The sequence below is a fragment of the Natrinema longum genome, from assembly GCF_017352095.1.
GTDB classification, from domain to species: Archaea; Halobacteriota; Halobacteria; order Halobacteriales; family Natrialbaceae; genus Natrinema; species Natrinema longum.
The window spans coordinates 47,321-67,980 of sequence record NZ_CP071463.1; the positions used below are offsets into that span (position 1 = coordinate 47,321).

The 20,660-nt window shown below is 65.6% G+C and carries 22 protein-coding genes; 13 read left to right on the forward strand and 9 right to left on the reverse strand.

Features of this window, described 5'->3' with window-relative positions; translation table 11 throughout:
* Positions 1-63: 63 nt before the first annotated feature.
* The gene (locus tag J0X27_RS00215) at positions 64-1,590 is read left to right on the forward strand and encodes a replication factor C large subunit (RefSeq protein WP_207270509.1); all 1,527 of its coding nucleotides are present in this window, start codon (positions 64-66) and stop codon (positions 1,588-1,590) included.
* Positions 1,591-1,738: 148 nt separating this feature from the next.
* Complete coding sequence (locus J0X27_RS00220) at positions 1,739-1,936, forward strand: hypothetical protein (protein WP_207270510.1); 198 nt, start codon at positions 1,739-1,741, stop codon at positions 1,934-1,936.
* A gap of 14 nt (positions 1,937-1,950) precedes the next feature.
* On the opposite strand, the gene bioD is transcribed toward J0X27_RS00220, so the two are convergent.
* The 4 genes from bioD to bioB form a co-directional block, all read right to left on the reverse strand.
* A complete protein-coding gene (bioD, locus tag J0X27_RS00225; protein ID WP_207270511.1) occupies positions 1,951-2,658 on the reverse strand; it encodes a dethiobiotin synthase in 708 nt (235 codons plus the stop codon).
* A complete protein-coding gene (locus tag J0X27_RS00230; protein ID WP_207270512.1) occupies positions 2,655-3,878 on the reverse strand; it encodes an aminotransferase class I/II-fold pyridoxal phosphate-dependent enzyme in 1,224 nt (407 codons plus the stop codon). The genes bioD and J0X27_RS00230 overlap by 4 nt, the downstream gene beginning before the upstream one ends.
* Positions 3,879-4,038: 160 nt before the next feature.
* A complete protein-coding gene (gene bioU / locus J0X27_RS00235; protein ID WP_207270513.1) occupies positions 4,039-5,097 on the reverse strand; it encodes a (S)-8-amino-7-oxononanoate synthase BioU in 1,059 nt (352 codons plus the stop codon).
* Between the two features lie 30 nt (positions 5,098-5,127).
* On the reverse strand, positions 5,128-6,234 hold the full coding sequence (bioB, locus tag J0X27_RS00240; protein ID WP_207270514.1) for a biotin synthase BioB: 1,107 nt from the start codon (positions 6,232-6,234) through the stop codon (positions 5,128-5,130).
* Between the two features lie 202 nt (positions 6,235-6,436).
* Here bioB and J0X27_RS00245 point away from each other — a divergent pair, with 202 nt between their 5' ends.
* The gene (locus tag J0X27_RS00245) at positions 6,437-7,357 is read left to right on the forward strand and encodes a haloalkane dehalogenase (RefSeq protein ID WP_207270515.1); all 921 of its coding nucleotides are present in this window, start codon (positions 6,437-6,439) and stop codon (positions 7,355-7,357) included.
* A gap of 505 nt (positions 7,358-7,862) precedes the next feature.
* Positions 7,863-8,678 (forward strand): hypothetical protein, encoded by an 816-nt coding sequence (locus J0X27_RS00250; RefSeq protein WP_207270516.1) that lies wholly within the window; start codon positions 7,863-7,865, stop codon positions 8,676-8,678.
* A 447-nt stretch (positions 8,679-9,125) separates the two neighbouring features.
* Here the strand turns inward: J0X27_RS00250 and sucD are convergent, their stop codons facing one another.
* Positions 9,126-9,998: a succinate--CoA ligase subunit alpha gene (gene sucD, locus J0X27_RS00255; protein WP_207270517.1), complete on the reverse strand. Its 873-nt coding sequence runs from the start codon at positions 9,996-9,998 to the stop codon at positions 9,126-9,128.
* Positions 9,995-11,146, reverse strand: a complete 1,152-nt coding sequence (gene sucC / locus J0X27_RS00260; RefSeq protein WP_207270518.1) for an ADP-forming succinate--CoA ligase subunit beta — start codon at positions 11,144-11,146, stop codon at positions 9,995-9,997. Before sucC ends, sucD begins: the two co-directional genes overlap by 4 nt.
* 417 nt (positions 11,147-11,563) lie before the next feature.
* Here sucC and J0X27_RS00265 point away from each other — a divergent pair, with 417 nt between their 5' ends.
* Positions 11,564-12,400 carry a UbiA family prenyltransferase gene (locus tag J0X27_RS00265; protein ID WP_207270519.1) on the forward strand — a complete coding sequence of 279 codons (837 nt, stop codon included), beginning with the start codon at positions 11,564-11,566 and terminating at the stop codon, positions 12,398-12,400.
* A 197-nt stretch (positions 12,401-12,597) separates the two neighbouring features.
* On the opposite strand, the gene J0X27_RS00270 is transcribed toward J0X27_RS00265, so the two are convergent.
* On the reverse strand, positions 12,598-12,825 hold the full coding sequence (locus J0X27_RS00270; RefSeq protein ID WP_207270520.1) for a DUF5795 family protein: 228 nt from the start codon (positions 12,823-12,825) through the stop codon (positions 12,598-12,600).
* Between the two features lie 171 nt (positions 12,826-12,996).
* Here J0X27_RS00270 and J0X27_RS00275 point away from each other — a divergent pair, with 171 nt between their 5' ends.
* Entirely contained in the window at positions 12,997-13,326 is a 330-nt protein-coding gene (locus tag J0X27_RS00275; RefSeq protein WP_207270521.1) for a hypothetical protein, read from the forward strand.
* On the opposite strand, the gene J0X27_RS00280 is transcribed toward J0X27_RS00275, so the two are convergent.
* Complete coding sequence (locus tag J0X27_RS00280) at positions 13,323-14,093, reverse strand: MOSC domain-containing protein (protein WP_207270522.1); 771 nt, start codon at positions 14,091-14,093, stop codon at positions 13,323-13,325. The two genes, J0X27_RS00275 and J0X27_RS00280, sit on opposite strands and share 4 nt — an antisense overlap.
* A gap of 368 nt (positions 14,094-14,461) precedes the next feature.
* Here J0X27_RS00280 and J0X27_RS00285 point away from each other — a divergent pair, with 368 nt between their 5' ends.
* From J0X27_RS00285 to J0X27_RS00315, 7 genes are all read left to right on the forward strand, one after another.
* Complete coding sequence (locus J0X27_RS00285) at positions 14,462-14,848, forward strand: urease subunit beta (protein WP_207270523.1); 387 nt, start codon at positions 14,462-14,464, stop codon at positions 14,846-14,848.
* Positions 14,845-16,551 (forward strand): urease subunit alpha, encoded by a 1,707-nt coding sequence (gene ureC / locus J0X27_RS00290; protein ID WP_207270524.1) that lies wholly within the window; start codon positions 14,845-14,847, stop codon positions 16,549-16,551. Before J0X27_RS00285 ends, ureC begins: the two co-directional genes overlap by 4 nt.
* A 120-nt stretch (positions 16,552-16,671) precedes the next feature.
* On the forward strand, positions 16,672-17,064 hold the full coding sequence (locus tag J0X27_RS00295) for an urease subunit gamma (RefSeq protein WP_207270525.1): 393 nt from the start codon (positions 16,672-16,674) through the stop codon (positions 17,062-17,064).
* The gene (gene ureG, locus J0X27_RS00300; protein WP_207270526.1) at positions 17,064-17,684 is read left to right on the forward strand and encodes an urease accessory protein UreG; all 621 of its coding nucleotides are present in this window, start codon (positions 17,064-17,066) and stop codon (positions 17,682-17,684) included. The genes J0X27_RS00295 and ureG overlap by 1 nt, the downstream gene beginning before the upstream one ends.
* A complete protein-coding gene (locus tag J0X27_RS00305; RefSeq protein WP_207270527.1) occupies positions 17,681-18,640 on the forward strand; it encodes an urease accessory protein UreD in 960 nt (319 codons plus the stop codon). The genes ureG and J0X27_RS00305 overlap by 4 nt, the downstream gene beginning before the upstream one ends.
* Positions 18,640-19,284, forward strand: coding sequence for an urease accessory protein UreE (ureE, locus tag J0X27_RS00310; RefSeq protein WP_207270528.1), 645 nt, complete (start codon positions 18,640-18,642; stop codon positions 19,282-19,284). Before J0X27_RS00305 ends, ureE begins: the two co-directional genes overlap by 1 nt.
* Positions 19,274-20,050 (forward strand): urease accessory protein UreF, encoded by a 777-nt coding sequence (locus tag J0X27_RS00315; protein ID WP_207270529.1) that lies wholly within the window; start codon positions 19,274-19,276, stop codon positions 20,048-20,050. The genes ureE and J0X27_RS00315 overlap by 11 nt, the downstream gene beginning before the upstream one ends.
* A gap of 98 nt (positions 20,051-20,148) precedes the next feature.
* Here J0X27_RS00315 and J0X27_RS00320 read toward each other — a convergent pair whose 3' ends face one another.
* Positions 20,149-20,562, reverse strand: coding sequence for a MarR family winged helix-turn-helix transcriptional regulator (locus tag J0X27_RS00320; RefSeq protein ID WP_207270530.1), 414 nt, complete (start codon positions 20,560-20,562; stop codon positions 20,149-20,151).
* Between the last annotated feature and the right edge of the window lie 98 nt (positions 20,563-20,660).

Consider the following 20,660-nt stretch of genomic DNA (forward strand, 5'->3'; position numbering starts at 1 on the left):
CGACAGTAACTGCGGAGTGACGCTCCGCAACCACTAAACGCGACTCGCACCAACCACTGTCCAATGACCGACTGGACGGAGACGTACCGCCCGACGACGCTGTCGGAGGTACGCGGGAACAACAAGGCCCGCGACCAACTCGAGGAGTGGGCTAAAAGCTGGGACGACCACCGGAAGTCGGTGATCGTCCACGGCAGCCCCGGCGTCGGGAAGACCTCCGCCGCCCACGCGCTGGCCAACGACATGGGCTGGCCGGTGATGGAACTCAACGCCAGCGACAGCCGAGGGGCCGACGTCATCGAGCGGATCGCGGGGGAGGCCGCCAAGAGCGGGACGCTCACCGGCGGCGAGTCGGGTCGGCGGCTGGTCATCTTAGACGAGGCGGACAACTTCCACGGCAACGCCGACTACGGCGGCTCGCGGGAGGTTACCCGCGTCGTCAAGGACGCCAACCAGCCCATCGTGCTCGTGGCAAACGAGTTCTACGACATGAGCCAGTCGCTGCGCAACTCCTGTGAGACGATCGAGTTCCGTGACGTCTCGAAACGGTCGATCGTCCCCGTGCTGCGGGACATCTGCCGACGCGAGGGCGTCGCGTTCGAGGAGGAAGCCCTCGAGAAGATCGCCGAGTCGACGAGCGGCGACCTTCGGTCGGCGGTCAACGACCTGCAGGCGGTCGCCGAGGAGACCGAGCGGTTGACCGTCGAGGACGTGGTGACGAGCGAGCGCGACACCACCGAGGGGATCTTCGATTTCCTCGACGAGCTAATCAAAGAGAAAGACGCCGAAGGTGCGCTACGAGCCTCCTACGATGTCGACGAGACGCCCGACGACCTGCTCAACTGGATCGAGGACAACGTCCCGAAGGACTACGAGGGGGCCGAACTCGCCGACGCCTACGAGTTCCTCTCGAACGCCGACCGCTGGCTGGGCCGGGTTCGAGCCACGCAGGACTACTCCTACTGGCGATACGCGACCGACAACATGACCGCCGGCGTCGCCGCCTCGAGACGCGGCGACAAGGGTGGCTGGACCCGCTATGGCCCGCCGAGCTACTGGTCGAAACTCGGCCGGACCAAGGGGACCCGCAACACCCGCGATTCGATCGCCGAACGTATCGCCGAACGGGAGGGTGCAAGCGTCGCCACCGCTCGCCGGGAGATCCTCCCGTTCCTCTCGGCGATGACCCACCACTGCAAGAACCGAGATCTGACCGTCCGCATGGCGGCTGCCTACGATCTCGACGAGGCCGACGTCTCGTTCGTCACCGGAAGCGGGAAAGACACCAACAAGGTCGCGTCGATCGTCGAGGACGCCGACGAACTGAAAACCACGGAAGCGGTCGAGCACTCGGGCAACGCCTTCTTCACGCCGGACGACTCGCGTTCGGACGCCGACGAGACGATCGACGGGGAGGAAAACGGCGGCGAAGAAGACGGCGACCAGAACGGGCAACGGACGCTTACGGCCTCGGAAGACGACGATCCAGACCGATCGGCCACGGCGGCGGGTGACCGATCGGCGTCCGACGATTCGGCGACGGCCGACGAACCGGACGACGATCAGTCGGGATTGAGTGACTTCATGTAGACCCGCCCGCTCCGCCGAGGATCCGGGGGTGGCAGATCCCGTCGGGCGTCGATCTCCGAGGTGTGTTGCGAACGGATTCATCTATTTATTGACTGATCGACACTATTACGTCGATGAACGATGAGAGTACCTCGTGGTGATCGGCAGAATGACAGACCCACACGGCTGCCCGCTCTGTACCGAGCGATACGACGACCGTACCGATCTTCGGGTCCACCTCGAGGTGGAACACCGGAAATCGGAAGTGGTCTCCTATCTCGTCGAACTCGAGACGGAGGAGAGCGAGGTTTCGATCGACCGGGAGGGACCGACGGTCGGCGAAGAGCGACCAGCGCCGTCGGCCTGAGTGGACGCGGAGCGTTACCGAGGCGTTTCTACCGGAAGGCGATCGTACAACGCCGGCGAGAGTGCGTCGCTGACGCCGGCAGCGAACTCCCGCGGCGTCGTCTCACCGTCGTCACCGTTCGCCAGCGGCGGCACCGTCTCGACCGAATAGCCGGTCATCCGCTCGAGTTCGTCGGGATTGGTCCGTTCGGCGAGCGTTTCGCCTGCGTACTCGTTGACGACGATCCCACGGACGTCGATCCCGCGGGCCTCGAGCGCGTCGATCGAGAGCGCGGTGTGATTGAGGGTGCCCAGTCCCGACCGCGTGACGACGACCGCCGCGGCCTCGAGGTCGGCGACGAGGTCGATCACTTCACGGTCGCCGGCCAGGGGCACACGGAGACCGCCGATTCCCTCGACGATCGGGACCGGCGTCGCCTCGATCTCGCGTTCGCAGGCCTCGCGGATACGTTCGTACGCGAGCGGTTCGTCGGCGACGGCGGCTGCGACGCGGGGAGCCAGCGCCGGCTCGAGGAAGCGTGGACAGGTCGCGGCGTCGGGATCGTCACAGGCCGCGGCGACGAACTTGGCGTCGTCGTCCGGCGGGTGGCCGGTCTGGGCCGGTTTGATCGCTCGTGCCTCGTGGCCGGCGTCCCGGAGCATGTGTGTCAGCCCGGCCGTAATAACCGTCTTCCCGACGCCGGTCCCGGTCCCGACCACGGCGATCGGCTGGGTCCCAGTCACAGTACCCCAACCTCCTCGCCCGCCGCCTGGAAGGCCTCGAGACAGGTGATGATGTCGTCCTGATCGTGCGTAGCCATCGGCACGACGCGAAGACGACTCGTTCCCTCCGGGACGGTTGGTGGCCGGATCGCCGGGACGACGACCTCACGCTCCCGGATCCCATCGGCGAGTGCGATCGCGTCTGTCCGGTCGCCAACGACCACCGGGAGGATCTGCGAGTCGCCCCAGACCTCGAACCCCATCGACTCGAGGCCGTCGCGGAGGTGGGCGACGTTCTCCCAGAGCTGGTCTCGCACGTCGCTGTGACGGGCGACGTGCAGCGCCTCGCTGGCGGCCGCAGCGGCCGGCGGCGTGAGGCCGGTCGAGAAGACGAACGACCGCGCGTCGTTGATCAGACAGTCGATCAACGCCGCGCTGCCGGCGACGTAGCCGCCCTGACTCGCCAGGGCCTTCGAGAGCGTCCCCATCTGCACCTGGACGCGGTCCTCGAGCCCCTCCGCCTGAACGACGCCGCCGCCGTTGGCGTAGAGCCCCGTCGCGTGGGCCTCGTCGACCATCACCCACGCACCGAACTCCTCGGCGGCGTCGCAGATGGCAGCGAGCGGGGCGACGGTCCCGTCCATACTGAACACCGAGTCGGTGACGATCAGCCACGATTCCGCGTCCGGGTCTCGACCGTCCTGGGCAGCCGTTCGGGCGCGTTCCTCGAGCTTCGATCGCAGGCTCGCGGCGTCACAGTGGTCGTAGACGACGGTGTCGGTGTCCGCGAGCCGACAGCCGTCGATGATACTCGCGTGATTGAGTTCGTCCGAGAAGACGACGTCCGGCTCGAGGGCAGTGATCGTCCCGAGGTTCGCGGCGTACCCGGAGGAAAAGGTCAGCGCGCGATCGGTCCCCTTGACCTCGGTGAGTAGCCGTTCGAGGTCGCGGTGGACCAGCGTGTCGCCGGTGACGAGCCGACTCGCGCCGGCACCCGTTCCGACGGTCGCGGCGGCCCCCCGAGCCGCGTCCTGTACCCGCTGATCGTCGGTCAATCCCAGATAGTTGTTCGACGCGAAGACCAGCGCCTCGGCCGAGTCGAGGACTGGCAGGTCGCCGCCGGAGGGGTCGGCGAAGTAGCCGCGCTCGGCGACCCGATCGACGGGCGATAACGAACGTTTCAAATCGTCATCCTCGAGGGTTTCGAGTCGGTCCTCGAGGTCGAACCCGCGGTCGGCCATTCGCCTAAACGGACTCAGTGCCACGGTTTGACTCTCACGATTCCGGTCGCACGGCTGATTCGGCTCGCTCTCGGCTCGAGCCGATCGATACGTGGCCGTTTCGGGTATTCTGGTGAGGCACTCATAGAAGAGTCGCGTGGACGGTATCGGCGCGGGCGGCTCAGAAGCCGGGCATCAGATCGGCCGGTCCGAACACGCCGTATTCGCCGGCGCGATTCCGCCGCACGCCGGCTTTCAGGTAGCCCAGCGCGGGGCCGTTGACGTTGGCTTCCATACTCGTTTCGTCGCCGAGCTGGAAGGTGTTCGTCGCCGTCTCGCCGTCGAAGGTCCGGCCGGTCACGCGAACCGTGGTCGTCGTCGGCTTCTCGTCGTTGCGCACGTCGAGGATCCCGCCGACCGCGACGTCCTCGGCGTCGCAGACGCCCGCGCGCTCGAGGAGGACGTCGTCGGCGTGTTCCATGTCCTCGAACTCGATGACGCCGTCGTGGTCGTCGATGATCGCTTCGATCTCGTCCTCGGAGAGTTCGCGGGCGGTCTCGATGTCGTACTCGGGGAGGTGGGCGATGTCCTCGCGGACCGTCCCGCGATTGTCCTCGTAGCCGGACTTGAGGCCGACGCCCCACCAGATGTCGACGGACGTGACCTCGACGAACGACTGGGCCGCAAGCGCCGCCGCACCGGTGAGCAGCCCGGGCGTCGCGCCCGCGCCACAGATGAAGGTGATGCCGGCGTCCTCGAACTCGTCGCTGCGATCGTCGAGCATGTCGATCACGCGCGAGCGCTTGAGCACGTCGATCATGACCCCGGAGTAGTCCCCCTCGGCGAAGCGGTCGGCGGTTCGGGGAATGAAGTCGTGCTCGTAGTTCGGCAGGGCGAGCAAGACGGCGTCGATCCGGTCGCCGTGGTCGATGATATCCTGAATCGGATCTTCACTGCGTCGAGCCTGGCTCGAGGCGACGACGCCCTTCCGTTCACCGTGTTGTTTGACGCCGCTTTCGGCTGCAGTTGCACCCGTCCCTCCATCGGTCGCGACCTCGTTGTCGATATTCCCTTCCGTCGCCGCGAGCAGTTCGTCGACGTCGAGGCCGTCGAAGTCGACGGCGACGCCGTGGCGGTCACACGCCGCGACGGGCGTCAACGCGTCCTTGTGCTGGCTCACTTCGAATGCTCGTCGGCCGATACCGCCGGTTCCGAGTACCGCAAACGTGATTTCGTCCATGTTTGTTGGTTTGTTGTTAGATTCGCGTGACTAGTCGTCGCTCGGTTCCGCACCCGTACTCGCCGTTCCGTCGGTCGACGATTCCACAGCGCCGCTGTGGCGGGCCTTGACTTCCTCGGGATCGAACTCGTTGGTGTCCATGTTCGGCTCCAGCCCCGCGCGCTCGATGATTTCGATGTCGTCGCCGGGCGACTGGCCCTCGGTCGTGAGGTAGTCCCCGGTGAGGAGCCCGTCCGCGCCGGCTTCCAGCGGCAGGTGCTGCTCGTCGGGCTCGAGGTTGACCTCGCGGCCGCCGGTCAGGCGGACCCGCGAATCGGGGTGGAGCAGTTTGTACACCGCGACCGTCTTGACGATCTCTTCGGTGCTGATGTCGACTCCTCGCTCGGCCAGCGGCGTCCCGGCGACCGGGTTGAGGACGTTGACCGGCAGCGAGGAGATCCCGATGTCCTGCAGGGCGATCGCGGCCTCGACCCGGTCGGTCGGCGTCTCGCCCATCCCGAGGATCACGCCCGCACAGAGGTCCATGCCGGCCTCCTTGGCGACCTCGAGGGTCCGGACCCGGTCTTCGAACCTGTGGCTCTCGACGATCTCGGGGAAGTAATTCGGGGAGGTCTCGATGTTGTGATTGTAGTGATTGATCCCCTCCTCGGCGAGGATCGCGGCCTCCTCCTCGGTGAGAATCCCGAGGGAAGCGTCGACCTCGAGGTCGCACTCGTCACGGACGAGCCGAATGGATTCGAGGACCTCCGCCCACTCTTCGGGCCGGTGTTCCTTCGAGACACCCTTCTCGGCGACGACGATCCCGAACCGCTGGGCCCCGTCGGCCTCCGCACGCTTGGCGGCCTCGAGGATCTTCTCCGGACCGAGGAAGCCGTAGGTGTCGATGCCGGTGTCGAAGTGGACCGACTGGGCACAGAACCCACAGTCCTCCGCGCAGTTGCCCGCCTTCGCGTTGACGATCGAGCAGGCGTCGACCGTGCCGTCACCGAAGTGATCGCGCACGGTCGCGCCGGCCTCCGCGAGCGCCTCGACCGGTTGGGCCATCAACGCGAGCCCGTCCGTCCGATCGAGCCGCTCCCCGGCCATGACCTGCTCGAGTGCGTCGTCGACCGTCTCGTTTCCAGTCTCGTAAACCACACTCCCGAATGTGGTTAACGGAAATATAATGTTTTTGGATGGTCGTTTCGGTCGACCGGTCGGTACGCGGCGTCGACACCGCGGGCCTCGAGGCAGTCGGACGGAATCACATGGGGCCTGCCGGCCACCCGATTCCACCAACGGATAACTAGTTCATCTCGGTTCCCCAACGTTTGTGTAATGGTATACGGTACCGTGTCGTATGGTTGTTAGTGTCCCAGCGGAACGATTCGAGGACGTGCCGGATTTCGACTACGACCCACAGTACGTAAGCGTCGGCGAGCTGGACATGGCGTACGTCGAAACCGGTGATGAGAGCGCCGACGGGGGCGACGAAACGTTCCTCTGTCTGCACGGCGAACCGACGTGGTCGTTCCTCTACCGGAAGATGATGCCCATCCTCGCCGAGCGCGGCCGCGTGGTCGTGCCCGATCTGATCGGATGCGGGCGATCCGACAGGTACGAGGACCGCGAGGAGTACACCGTCGAGATGCATTACGACGCGCTCCGGACGTTCGTCGAGGAACTCGAGTTGACGAACGTCACGCTGGTCTGCCAGGACTGGGGTGGACTGTTGGGGCTCTCGTTGGCGGCGAATCAGCCCGAGCGGTTCGCCCGTCTGGTCCCGATGAACACCGGCCTTCCGGACGGCACACAGGAGATGACCGAGACCTGGCACGCGTTCGCCGAGATGGTGGCGACCGCCGAGGAATTGGATATCGGCGACCTCGTCGAAAACGGCTGTTACCGTGAGCTCTCCGCGGACGTGGTCGACGCCTACCGTGCGCCGTTCCCGGACGAACGATACATGGCAGGTGCTCGGACGTTTCCGGGGCTGGTACCACAGTCACCCGACGATCCCGGGGCAGAGCTGTTCGCGGACGCCCGGGATCGACTCGCCGAGTGGGAGAAGCCGGCGTTCGTCCTCTTCGCCGAGCACGATCCGATCACGGCCGACAACCGCGATCCGTTGCGCGAACTCGTTCCGACTGCGAGCGAGCAACCCGACGTCTGGATCGACGAAGCCGCACACTTCCTGCAGGAAGACGCCGGCGAGAGAATCGCGAGGCGAATCGTCGACTTCGTCGATCGGACACCGTCGACCAGCAGTAGCAGCTCCTGATACGGTTTCCTGTAACGATTTACCGGTGGGACCGCAGGGTGGTTCTGGTCCCACCGGCAATGACTTACAGGAAACCGTATGAAACGATTGATACACCGATCCCACCGCTATCGCTGCCGAGCGAAGAACGCTCGGAGCAGGGGAGACCACGCCCCGAAGACGACTCCGAACGTCAACACGGCGTAGAAGCTCCCCCAGTGGCGAACGGGAATCGAATAGTCGTCGGCGTAGTGGTCGACCGCGATGGCACCAGTGAGGAACGTTCGTTCCGAATCGGGGACCGAAAGATTCCCACGACGGGGAGATCAGCGGGAGAAATCTCCTCTGACCCAAAATTGTGCTATCTTCCACCGTTCCAGTGCGTATTCTAGACGTTTGTCAACCGTTCCAACCGCTATTACCGGCTAGCGGCCAGTACGCTAATATGACACTACTAGTATCGACTATAGCCGGAAAAATTGCAAAAATTAAAGTCGTGTGATAATCCACTAGCAGAAAACGGGCCATGACAGAGAGTACAACGGAGCCCCCGGCCGACGCCCCACTCGAGGTAGACTCGAGCATCGACGCCCTGTTCGAGGAACTCGAGGAAACCGACTCCGGCGGTGACCACCGGACCGAAACGACGGACGGCGACGAGACCGGGGAGGGGGACGCCGACGGAGTCGAGGACCAGACGGCAGCCGACGTCTTCGACCAACTCCGTGCTGGCGGGACCGACGGGGACGCCGACGACGTTCTCGCCGACGAGACGCCGGACGATATCATCGCGAGTGTGGACGAACCGGCACCCACACCGGCAACGCCCGTCGACGACGAATTGTTGGCCGACGACGACGAACTGACGGAGTTCCTGCTCACCGGTCGCACGAAAGACGAGGAGTTCCTCTGGGTCGAGACGGACGAACCGGACGAAGGAAGCGACACGGGCGCTGAGACGGACGAGCCGGACGAGCCCGACGCCACCGGGACGGACCCTGGGACGGACGACGCGACCGAATCCGAACGCATCGACGAGCGTCCTGGAACGGACGATCCTCACGGGACGGCCAGCGAGCAGCCACCGGAGACCGAGCCGGACGCCGACGGCGAGACGGCACGGAACTCGAGTCCCGCCGTTTCGAGCGAGGAGGGTGTGACGGACTCGACTCCGGACATCGACTCGGACGAGCCCGTGGCTGAGAGGGAGACCGATGACACCGGAGACGACGAGACGGAGAGCGACGTCGACGCTGGAGACGACGAGCAATCCACGACGGCCGACGAGGAACCGTCGGGATTCCTCGGTCGGCTGTGGTCGAGGCTTCGGGGCCTGTTCTGACCGGCCCGCTGCTCTCCGGCCAGCCGGACGCCTCGGAACGGATCGCGGCGTTCGTCAGACGCTCCTCGTGGCCCGGATGCCCGCCTGTTTTCCGCAATTCACGTCATGGACCGTGACCTCGATCACGAGTCGGGATGCCACCCGAGTCCGTTTCGGCGAACGGTGAACGGTTTCTCACCGCAACGGGGACAGGTGGTACCGCCCGTTTCCGGATCGTCCCGACGGTCGGGAATCGTCTGCTCGGACCCGCAGCCGTCACACTCGAGGGAGACTGGCATCGCAGTCGAGCCCACGGTAGCCAGGCACATGATCGGCCGGCAAGCGAGCGAGCGTGCGGGCTCCTGTCGTTCGTGTCGGAGCGACGGTCAGGATCGAAACGCGGGTCGAAAACTGCGACGATAGCGAACGATGCGAGCGACGGATCGCCCGCGAGTTCGCTCGCGGGAGTTACGCGAGGAACTCTTCGATGTGGTCGGCGACTTCCTCGGGGGTGTCGCCGACGGGGACGCCGGCGTCGTTGAGCGCCGAGATCTTGCTCTCGGCGGTCCCGGTCCCGGAACCGGAGACGATTGCGCCGGCGTGGCCCATTCGCTTTCCTGGCGGGGCCGTGCGGCCGGCGATGAAGCCGGCGACCGGCGTGTCGACGTAGTCGTCGATGAACGCGGCCGCTTCCTCCTCGTCTTCCCCACCGATCTCACCGCACATGACGATGGCGTCGGTGTCGGGGTCGTCCTCGAACAGTTCGAGGGCGTCGACGAAGTCCGTCCCGATGATCGGGTCGCCGCCGATACCGATGGCCGTGGTCTGTCCGATACCACGGTTGGTCAGGCTATCGACGACCTGATAGGTCAGCGTTCCCGATCGGGAGACGAGTCCGACGTTGCCCTCGGCGAAGATGTTGCCGGGGAGAATGCCCAGTTTGGCCTCGCCGGGCGTGATGAGGCCGGGACAGTTCGGGCCGATGAGGCGGGTGTCCGTCTCGGAGAGGCGCTTGTTGACCCGCGCCATGTCCTGGGTCGGAATTCCTTCGGTAATCGCGACCGCGAGGTCGAGACCGGAGTCGAGCGATTCGAAGACCGCATCGCCGGCAAAGGCCGGCGGGACGAAGATCACGGACGTGTCCGCGTTCTCCTCGTCGACCGCTTCGTGGACCGTGTCGTAGACGGGAACGCCGCTGACTTCCTGCCCGCCCTTACCGGGGACCGCGCCGGCGACGACGTCGGTCCCGTACTCCATCATCTGCTCGGCGTGGAACTTGCCTTCCCCACCGGTGATGCCCTGTACCACGACGCGCGTGTCGTCGTCGACTAGTACGCTCATTGGTCGTTCACCTCCCCAGCGTACTCGACGGCACGCTGGACCGCGTCCTCGAGGGTCTGTTCGACCGTCACGAGGTCCTCGTTCAGAATCTCCATGCCCTCCTCCCAGTTGGTCCCGGCCAGTCGGACGACGACCGGCTTGGGGATCTCGTCGAACTGCTCGAGCGCTTCGTTGATCCCGCGGGCGACCTCGTCGCCGCGCGTGATCCCGCCGAAGATGTTGAAGACGACCGAATCGACGTTGTCGTCGGAGAACACCATATCGAGCGCGTTCGCGATGCGGGCGGCCTTCGCGCCGCCACCCACGTCGAGGAAGTTGGCGGGTTCGCCGCCGTAGTAGTCGACCAGGTCGAGCGTCGTCATCACGAGCCCCGCACCGTTGCCGATGATGCCGACGTTACCGTCCAGTCGGACGTAGTCGAAGCCGTACTCGTCGGCCTTCTGCTCGAGTTCGTCGCCGCCGGCCGCTTCCTCTTCCATCTCGGCGAGTTCGGGCTGGCGGAACAGCGCGTCCTCGTCGATGTTCATCACGGCGTCGGCCGCGATGACCTCGTCGTCGGCCGTGACCATCAGCGGGTTGATCTCGGCGTCGGCACCGTCCTTGTCGTCCCAGAGCTGATAGAGCGTCGTGAGAACGCTCGAGACGTCGCGCGCGACCGACTGATCGACGCCAGCGTCGTAGACGGCCTTGCGGGCCTGATAGGGATGCATCCCGAAGGAGGGGTCGATGTGTTCGCGGGCGATCGCGTCGGGGTCTTCCTCGGCGACCTCTTCGATGTTGACCCCGCCTTTGGTCGAGACCATCGCGACGGGTTTGCCTTCGCCCCGATCCATCGTGATCCCGACGTAGAGTTCGTTCACGAAGTCGACCGCTTCCTCGACGAGGACGCGATCGACGTGATACCCCTTCAGATCCATGCCGAGGATCGAGTCGGCCGCGTCCCGAGCCTCGTCCGCGTCCTCGACGAGTTTGATCCCGCCGGCCTTCCCCCGGCCGCCGACCTGTACCTGCGCTTTCACCGCGACTGGATACCCGATTTCCTCCGCCGCGTCGACGACGCCGTCGACGTCCGAAGCGAGCTTCGAATCCGGCGTCGGAATCCCGGCATCGGCGAAGACGCCCTTCGCCTGATACTCGTGTAATTTCATGCCATTCAAACGGGCGTGCCGCCCTTGCTTAAATCCTGCCAGTTTCCACTCGCCACGGGATATCCATCGACGTGTATCAACTACTCCGGGTTCGTCAGTACCGGACTGTGTTCCGTCCACCCTTCTTTGTGTGGGTTCTCAACTGAAGGTGGGTGTGACGTACCCGCACATCCGAACTCGGCCCCAACTCCCCGCCACGACTAGTCGATTTTCCAGTTGCTGACTGAGTCGAGACGCGATTTCGGGGCCGACGGTCGATCGGCGGCAGTTCCCTCGAGCGATCGTGACGCCCCGGGTTCCCTCGAGCGAGATCGGGGTTGGGAACCCGACACAGCATTCAAACGTGGGCTCTCCCAACGTCTCACACGAGGCCAACTCGCTGTGAGGAACTCTACTGCTCCGCATCGAACACCGGGTTTGGCGGCATCCGTCAAGCACGCGCTCCGGGTTCTGGTTCACAGCAACCTTTTCATTTCGCTGGCGACGGTTAGCGTCGCCGTGACGACCGTCCTCCTCGCGGACCTTCCCCTCGAGCCGGTGCCGCTTTTCATCGTCTTCGCGGCCACGGTATTCGTCTACACCGTCAACCGATTTACCGACCTCGAGGAGGACGAGCAGAACGTCCCGCAACGTGCGGCGTTTACGAAGCGATACGGTCGGTTCTGGTTGACGTTCGGTATCGTTCTCTACGTCGCTGCGATCGGGGTCGGCGTCGCGCTCGGACTGGCCGGTGTGGTGTACATGCTTCTCCCGCTGGTCGTCGTTTTCCTGTATTCCGTCGGCGGCGTCAAGCAACTCTTTCTCGTCAAGAACCTCGTCGTCGGCTTCGCCTGGGGCGCGATCCCGCTGGGCGTGGGCTACTACTACGATCGACTGCTCGCCCACGAGATCCTGTTCCTGTTCGCCTACATCACGATCATGATCACCATCGCTGCGGTGATCTTCGACGTCAAGGACATCCAGGGCGACCGTTCCGAGGGGATTCCGACGATACCCAACCGCTACGGCCCGCGGCGGACCCGACTCCTGTCCCTGGTCGCGACCGTCGCTGTCGCTGCGGGTGTCGTCGCTCTCGTCGGCTTCGGGACGCTCTCACAGGAGTTCCTCGTCGTCCTCGCGATGAACGCCTACGTCTGTCTCTACATCCCGTTCGCGACCCCCGATCGCGGCCCGCTGTACTACGGGTTCGTCGTCGACGGCGAACACGTCTTCCTCGCCGCCGTCGTCGTCGTCCTCGAGTGGCTGGTCTGGTGACGAACGGGTCGACGTGAGACGCGGCTTCCCTCGTCGGGCATCGATCCGACGAACGGATTGTTGCCCACGGCTGGGACCGTCGGGTGAGTGACGGGACCGAGGGTGGTGCCGGGTTCGAAGTGACCGGCGCAAGATTCGCTACTCGACGAGCGGTGCTGGGCAGAAACGCGCCGGTTTCGAGGCGATCGCGGCGACGATCAGTCCCGGTCGTCCTCGCTCCAATCACACTCCTGGCACTTCCAGCCGGTGACGAGTTCGGTGACCGACGGCATGTAGGTCACCTGCAACACGTTACTGCCACACTCCGGGCACTTCCTGTCGGCCTCCTCGATCGAATCGACTTCCATCACGGAGTCACCTTCGACGAGCTCCGCGAGTTTTTCGGCCGTCACCATTCGCCCCTGAACGACGCGATTCTCGCTCACGTTCGGGGGTATCGAGCGCGATACCCTAAGCGTTTCCTGAAATCGATCACCAGTTCCAGGCATCGGTCGTCCCGAGTCCAGGTTCCCGACATCGTCGCTCCGTTCGACGGCATCCAGTGGCCTGTATCTGCGGGCACAACCGTATAGATCGTTACGCTCGAACGGGCAGCCATGGAGACGCGATGGGCGACCGTCGACGGGGTCACTCTCGAGCTACCGACCGACAGTACCGTCCACGAACTCAGAGACGCGCTCTACAAACCCGACGACGCGGTGTTGATCGCGGTGACGGGTGACCTCGTATCGGTCGTCCACGACGAAGATCGACGGCTCTCGGAACTGGTCGCCGGCTGTGCGGATACCTACTACTTCCGGCGGCCCGGAGAGCCCGATCGAAACGAGGTGCTGGCCGCACCCGAACTCGAGAAGGCGCTCGCCGGGGCGGCAGACGACGCCGACGGGGCCGAAACGACGTTCCAGCGCCCCGGAATCGATCACTAGTTCTCGATCTCGACCGGATCGCCGACGCGGAGCGTCCCGCCGCGGTGGGCCTCGGGAACGCGCGTGATGATCATCAGCGTATAGTAGTGGTCGAACGCGGCCGCGTCGGCCCACTCGGGGAACGTTTCCTCACGCTTCCGGACGAACCGTTCCCGGAATTTCTCGGTCGGTTCTCCCGTGTCGGGATCGCGTTGCGGGACGACACAGCGGCCACAGGGCGTCACACCGTCGAACCGGACGTCGCCGATCGCGAACGACGGCGCGTCCTCGCCGACGAATCGGTCCTCCCAGAAGGGATCGACGCCACCGACCTCGACGTTCGCCCGCAGCCGTCGCCGTGCTCCCTCGACGGTCACGTCCTCGAACCAGGACGCGAGGGTCTCGAGCGTCGCCGTACTGATCACGGATGGCCCCATCTCGCGTCGATCGACGAACCCCAGCGACTCGTCCCGCTCGAGGGAGAGCGTCGTCTCGAAAACGTCGCTGAACCAGGCGGCTGCGCGCTCACGGTCGGCATCGAGGTCGAACGACGCCGTCTCCCCGTCGGGGGTCTCGACGGTGAGTGCACTCGTCGCCGGATCGAACCCGGTGTCGAGGGCGTGGACGCGATCGGATCGTTTGCCGTTGAAAACGTCGCCGTCCGCGTCGAACAGCGCGAACTCCCGATCGTGGGCGATCGTCCCGCCCTCGCGTATCGCCGCCGTCTCGAGTTCGATGCCGTCCAGCCCTTTGACCGGATACACGGTGAGCCGGTTGAGTCGTGCCATTAGCACTTCCTATCGGTCGATGCGCCATTAGTGTTCGTTCGAACGAGACCGAATCCTCACGCCAGCCGACGGCCGACGTTCCCGAGCGCCAGCCATCTCGGTTTTCTTGGGACAGGTGATAGCTAGTTCAGTGCTTGCTACATTCCCTTTTTCCATCGAATTAGAGGATAGATGTCCAATCCTAGTATGGCCTTCTAGACCGTGAGTGGGGACACGGCACTAAATTCCGATATAGAACGAAGAATGGATACTTTTTCGCAAATATTGTTGTCCGCGTATGTATTTACGGCCTCTGTCCGCATTATACGAGCTGTGATGAAAATTCGTTTTACGACGATCTCCGGCAACGTGCTCGGAGTGATCGGCGAATGACCGAGTTCGTTCCGGGGGAACTACTCCCGGCAGCCGAACCGGTGCGGATAAACGAGGGGCGGCCGACGGCGACCGTCACGGTCGAGAACACCGGCGACCGCCCCGTCCAGGTCGGTTCGCACTTTCACTTCTTCGAGGTCAATCCCGGCCTCGCGTTCGACCGCGAGGCCGCGTACGGAACTCGGCTGGACATCCCGGCGGGCACGGCGATCAGGTTCGAACCGGGCTGTGAACGCGACGTCGATCTCGTCGATATCGCCGGCGATCGGATCGTCCACGGAATGGGCGGGCTGGTCGGCGGCGAACTGGACGACGAGGACGTGAAAGCGACCGCGCTCGAGCGCGCTCGAAAGCAGGGCTACGTCTCGGAGGGCGACGAATGAGCCGCGACCTGCCGCGGACGGAGTACACGGAACTGTTCGGCCCGACCGAAGGCGACCGACTCCGACTCGGCGATACGAACCTGCTGGCGAAGATCGAGCGCGATCACGGCGTTCCCGGCGAGGAGGCGGTCTTCGGCGGCGGAAAGACGATGCGCGACGGGATGGGGATGCAGTCGGGGACGACACAGGCCGAGGGCACGCTCGACTGGGCCTTTACGAACGTCGTAATCATCGACCCCGTTCTGGGGATTCGAAAGGGCGATATCGGCGTCCGAAACGGAAAAATCGTCGGCGTCGGCAAGGCGGGCAATCCGGACACGATGGACGGCGTGGACATGGTGATCGGGCAGAGCACCGACACTATTCCCGCCGACGGGCTAATCGCGACGCCCGGCGCGCTCGACATTCACGTCCACTTCAACAGTCCGCAACTGGTCGAACACGCCCTCGCCTCGGGAGTGACGACCATGTTCGGCGGCGGCTTCGGCGGTGGTGCGACGACCTGCACGCCGGGTCCGCGGAACATCCAGCGGTTCCTGCAGGCCGCCGAGGAGTGGCCGGTCAACGTCGGCTTCTACGGGAAAGGTAACAGTAGCCGACCGGAGTCGTTGCGCGAGCAGGTCGAGGCCGGCGCGGCCGGACTCAAACTCCACGAGGACTGGGGGTCGACCCCCGCTGCGATCGACACCTGCCTCGAGGTCGCGGAGGCCGAAGACGTCCAGGTCTGTATCCACACGGACACGTTAAACGAGTCGGGCTTCGTCGAGGACACCTTCGACGCCATCGACGGCCGCGCGATCCACACCTTCCACATCGAGGGAGCCGGCGGCGGCCACGCACCCGACGTCCTCGAGTTGATCGGCCACGAGCACATGCTGCCGTCGTCGACGAACCCCTCGATGCCCTACACCGAGAACACGTTCGACGAGCACCTGGATATGGTGATGGTCTGTCACCACCTCAACCCCGACGTTCCCGAAGACGTCGCCTTCGCCGAGTCGCGCATCCGTGCGGAGACGCTGGGCGCGGAGGACGTCCTCCACGACACCGGCGCGATCTCGATGATGACGACCGACTCGCAGGCCATGGGCCGGATGGCCGAGATGGTCTGTCGAACGTGGCAGACCGCCCACAAGATGAAGGCCCAGCGCGGCCCCCTCGAGGCCGACGCTGGGACCGACGCCGACAACGCACGGATCAAGCGCTACGTCGCGAAGTACACGATCAACCCCGCTATCACCGCGGGGATCGACGACTACGTCGGCTCGCTCGAGCCCGGAAAACTCGCCGATATCGCGCTGTGGGAGCCGGGCTTCTTCGGGATCAAGCCGCAGGCGGTGATCAAGGGCGGCTTCCCGGTCTGGTCCCAGATGGGTGAGGCCAACGGCTCGCTGATGACCTGCGAACCGGTCATCGGCCGCGAACGCGCGGGGGCACAGGGCCGAGCGAAACACGCCCTCTCGGTGTCGTTCGTCAGCGACGCCGCCTACGAGAACGACGTCGGCGACGCCTACGACCTGCAGACGCCGGTTCGGCCGGTCGAGGGGACCAGGTCGGTCCGGAAGTCCGACATGCTCCACAACGACCACTGTCCCGACGACATCGAGATCGACGCCCAGACGTTCGAAGTCGAGGTGGACGGCGAACACGTCGCCTGCGACCCCGCCGACGAAATCCCCCTCGCACAGCGGTACCTGCTCTGAATCCATGACTCACGGACACACACTTACGACGACGATCGCGGCAGTATCGGCGACGCGAACAGGCGGCTCGAGCCGGTCCGTACGGACGGCTCGGTCGACCCCGCGGACGGAGGTGAGCCGATGAACCTCTCGCCAAAGGAGATGGAGCGGCTAACGGTCTTCATGGCCGCCGAACTCGCCCGCCGGCGCAAGGACCGCGGCGTGAAGCTCAACCATCCCGAGACGGTCGCCTACATCTCCGATTGGGCCTGCGAGGCCGCCCGCGAGGGCAAGTCCGTCTCCCGGATCCGTTCCGAGGCGACGCAACTGCTCACCCGCGAGGACGTCATGGACGGCGTCCCCGAGCTAGTCGACATGATTCAGGTCGAGCCGGTCTTCCCCGACGGCACCAAGCTCGTCACCGTCCACGACCCGATTCGTGCCGACAGTCCGGCCCAACTCGAGACGGTCGATCCCGATCCGGGCGCGGACCTCGAGACCGCGGCGGATACCGAGAGCGCGGAGGGCGAGTAATGGGGTACCGCGACGTCGCGAAGGTCGGTCTCGGTGGTCCCGTCGGTTCGGGGAAGACGGCGCTGGTCAGACGGCTCGTTCCCGAACTCGTCGACCGGGGGTACGAGGTGGGGGTCATCGCCAACGACATCATGACCCAGGAGGACGCCGACGTCTTCCGGGAGTCGTTCGCCGATCTGCTGCCCGCAGACCTCGTCGAGGGCGTCGAAACCGGGGCCTGTCCGCACACGGGGATCCGTGAGGATCCGTCGATGAACCTCGCGGCCATCGACGAGTTCACCGAGCACCACCCCGAGCTGGACGTGGTCCTGATCGAGAGCGGCGGCGACAACCTCGCCGCGACGTTCAACCCCGAACTGGCGGACTACTTCCTGTTCATCATCTCCGTCGCGGAGGGCGAGGATATCCCGCGCAAGCGCGGCCCCGGCGTCACGCAGGCCGACCTGCTGGTCGTCAACAAGACGGACCTCGCACCCCACGTCGACGCCGATCTGGACGTGATCGAGGACGACGCTGCCACGGTCCGGGGCGACGACCCCTTCGTGTTCACCAACTGCAAGAACGGCGACGGGGTCGACGACGTGCTCTCCCACGTCGAGCGTGAGGTGTTGTTCGCGTGAGCGGGGCTCACTCGAGCGCAACGGACCCCGATACGGCGCGATTGCCGCCCGCTTTCGAAGCCTACGCCACCGACTCGCTCGCGCAGGCTCCCGCGGGCGGGCCGGGCAAGAACGGGCTGCTCGAGGCGACGTTCGCCCGCGAGGGGGGCAGTCCGACCCGGCTCGTCCGCGATCGCGTGCGCGTCCCCTACCATCTGACCGGCACCCTCGAGACCGATCCCGCACCCGGTCTCACGACGCTGGTCGCACAGGAGCCGACCGGCGGCGTCGCACAGGGCGACCGGCATCGGATGCGACTCGACGCGCGGGCCGGTGCTCGCGCACACGTGACGACCCAGAGCGCGACGAAGGTCCACAGCATGGCCGCCAACTACGCCCACCTCGAGACCGCGATCCGGGTCGCTGAAGGGGGGTACCTCGAGTACGTACCGGGGCCGACGATCGTCAACGAGGACGCCCGCTGTCTCCAGACGATCGCGGTCGATCTCGCCCCGGCGTCGGTCGTCGTCGTCGCGGACGTGCTCGTTCCCGACGGCTTGACCGACCACGAGCCGTTCGGCTTCGATCACTACCACGCGCGCGTCGAGGCCGAGTACGACGGGCGGCTGGTCTGTGCCGACGCCGTCGACCTCCGGCCCGACGAGCGCGATCCGCGGGACCCCGCAAGCGTCGGCGAGTACGGCGTCGTCGGCTCGCTGTATGCTTTCGCTCCGGGCGAAGCCGATCCCGACGGGCTCTCTCCCGACCTCGAGTCGCTCGTCGAGGCGATTCGCGACCGGCTCGCCGAGCGCGAGGACGTCGCGGTCGGCGTCTCGAGGCTCCCCTCCGATGCCGGGGCGATCGTCCGGCTCCTCGGCCATCGACAGACGGACGTCACTGCGGCCGTCCGCGATGCGTGGGACGAAACGAGACGGGCGACGCTGGGGGTCGGCGCACCCGCCGACCGGCGATACTGATGAAGCGAATCGACGGTATCGTCGGCAACGTCCACGCCGACGACGAACTCGCCGCTCGACGCGTGGCCCACGAGGAAAACGGCACGCTCGAGCGTGTGGTCATCGATGCCGAGAACCGCCGCCGATCCCGGTTCCGGGCGACGACCGACGCGGGAACGGACGTCGGCGTCGTCGTCGACACCCCTGCGGTGTCGGCTGGCGACGTGTTACTCGCCGCGGACGACCGGATGATCGTCGTCGCGTTCGAGCCCGTCGACGCGCTCGCGCTCGCGCTGCCCGACGCGACCGCGGCGCGTCTCGAGGCGGCGGTCGAACTCGGCCACCGCGTCGGCAACCAGCACTGGGACCTCGCGGTCGACGACGGAACCGTCTACGTCCCGCTCGAGGCGGACCGCCACATCGTCGAGCGCGTCGTCGACGACGTCGTTCCCGGTGCGGAACTCCGTGAGACGACCGTCGAGGCCGACCTGTTCGTGACGGCCCTCGAGGACGAGGAGGCTGGCTCCGACGGCGGTCCCGGAACCGAGCGCGGTCACGGTGTCGTGGATCACACCCACGGCCACGACGGAAGCCGACACACGCACGAGCACGGTCCGGATGGCACCGACCATACCCACGAGCACGATCACAGCCATGACCACTGAGCCCGGTTCGTTCCTGACGGCACTCCGGCTCGCCGACTCGTTCCTCCCCGTCGGCGGCTACACGGCCTCCTACGGCCTCGAGCAGTATCTCAACGAGGATCGTATCGAGGACGGCGACGACCTCCGGGAGCTGATCGCGGCCTATCTCCGGCGCGTGGTCGGTCCCTGCGAGACCGTCGCGCTGGCGAACGCCCACGCCGCGAGCGCCGACGGCGACCTCGAGGGGCTGCTGGCGGTCGACGAACGGCTCCACGCGGTGACGATGCCCCGAGAGTTCCGCGAGAGTTCGACGAAAGCGGGTGCGAAGCTGAGCGAACTGCTGGCGTCGGACTCGAGTGGCGGTGCCGCGACCGCGGTCGGGGAAGCCCGTGGAGAGAAGGTCGAGGGAGCCTCCGGGTCGCCACCGGCGGCCGACGGCGGTGATCTCACTGTCGCTTTCGCCGACGCGATCGAGACCGATACGACGCCGGGCCACTACCCGGTCGTCTTCGGCGTCGTCAGCCAGGCGCGCGGACTCTCGCGGCTCGAGGCCTGTCTCTCGCACGCGTACTCGTTCGTCACCGGATTGCTGGGTGCGGCCCAGCGCCTCGGCCGCTTTGGTCACACCGAGATCCAGTCGGTACTCGAGGAACTGGAGCCGGCGGTCGTTGCAGTCTGTGAGCGCCACGTCGACGACGACGCGGCGACGATGGCATCCTTCGCACCGCTGGCCGAGATCATGGGGATGCGCCACGAACGCGCCGGGCGACGGCTCTTCATGAGCTAACGTGAGGCAATCGAGAGTAGCAACGATGTCGCGTTCAGATGCAGCGACACCGGTCCACACTGTTAGAGCGCGGTCGGACAGTGCTCACCGTCGGTCTCTCACTCGAGGTCGGGCCGGGGCGCGTTTTCGTACTTGATCATCTTCTCGGGTTTATCGGAAATCGTCTCGTAGATTCGCTGGAGCGTCTCCTCGGCCGCGAGCAGGTTGTGCTTCTCGAGGAACGCCCGTCCCTCGTCGGTCAGCCGGTAGAACTTCCAGGGATAGCCTTGCTGGCGCTCGTCGTCCGGCAGCGTGACTTCTTCGACGATCCCGGCGTCGATCAGTTTCTGGACGTGTTTGTAGACCGTCGCCTCGCTCACGCTCGGGTTGAGCTGCTCGAGTTCGTACATCGAGGGGAGTCCCTCGGGGTGTTGCAGGATATTGGAAAGCAGCGCGAACCGCGTCTCTTGGGTGACGAAGCGGACGAGTTCGCGGGTGTTCGCCCCCTCTGGAGTCCCCACGTCGGTGCTCATGCCGTCAGCTACGAAGCGTGGCATCAAGTAAGTTACCCTGCAGTAAATCACTCGCTGGTAAACTTCCGGGGACTGCGGAGACTATCGGAAACGGAACG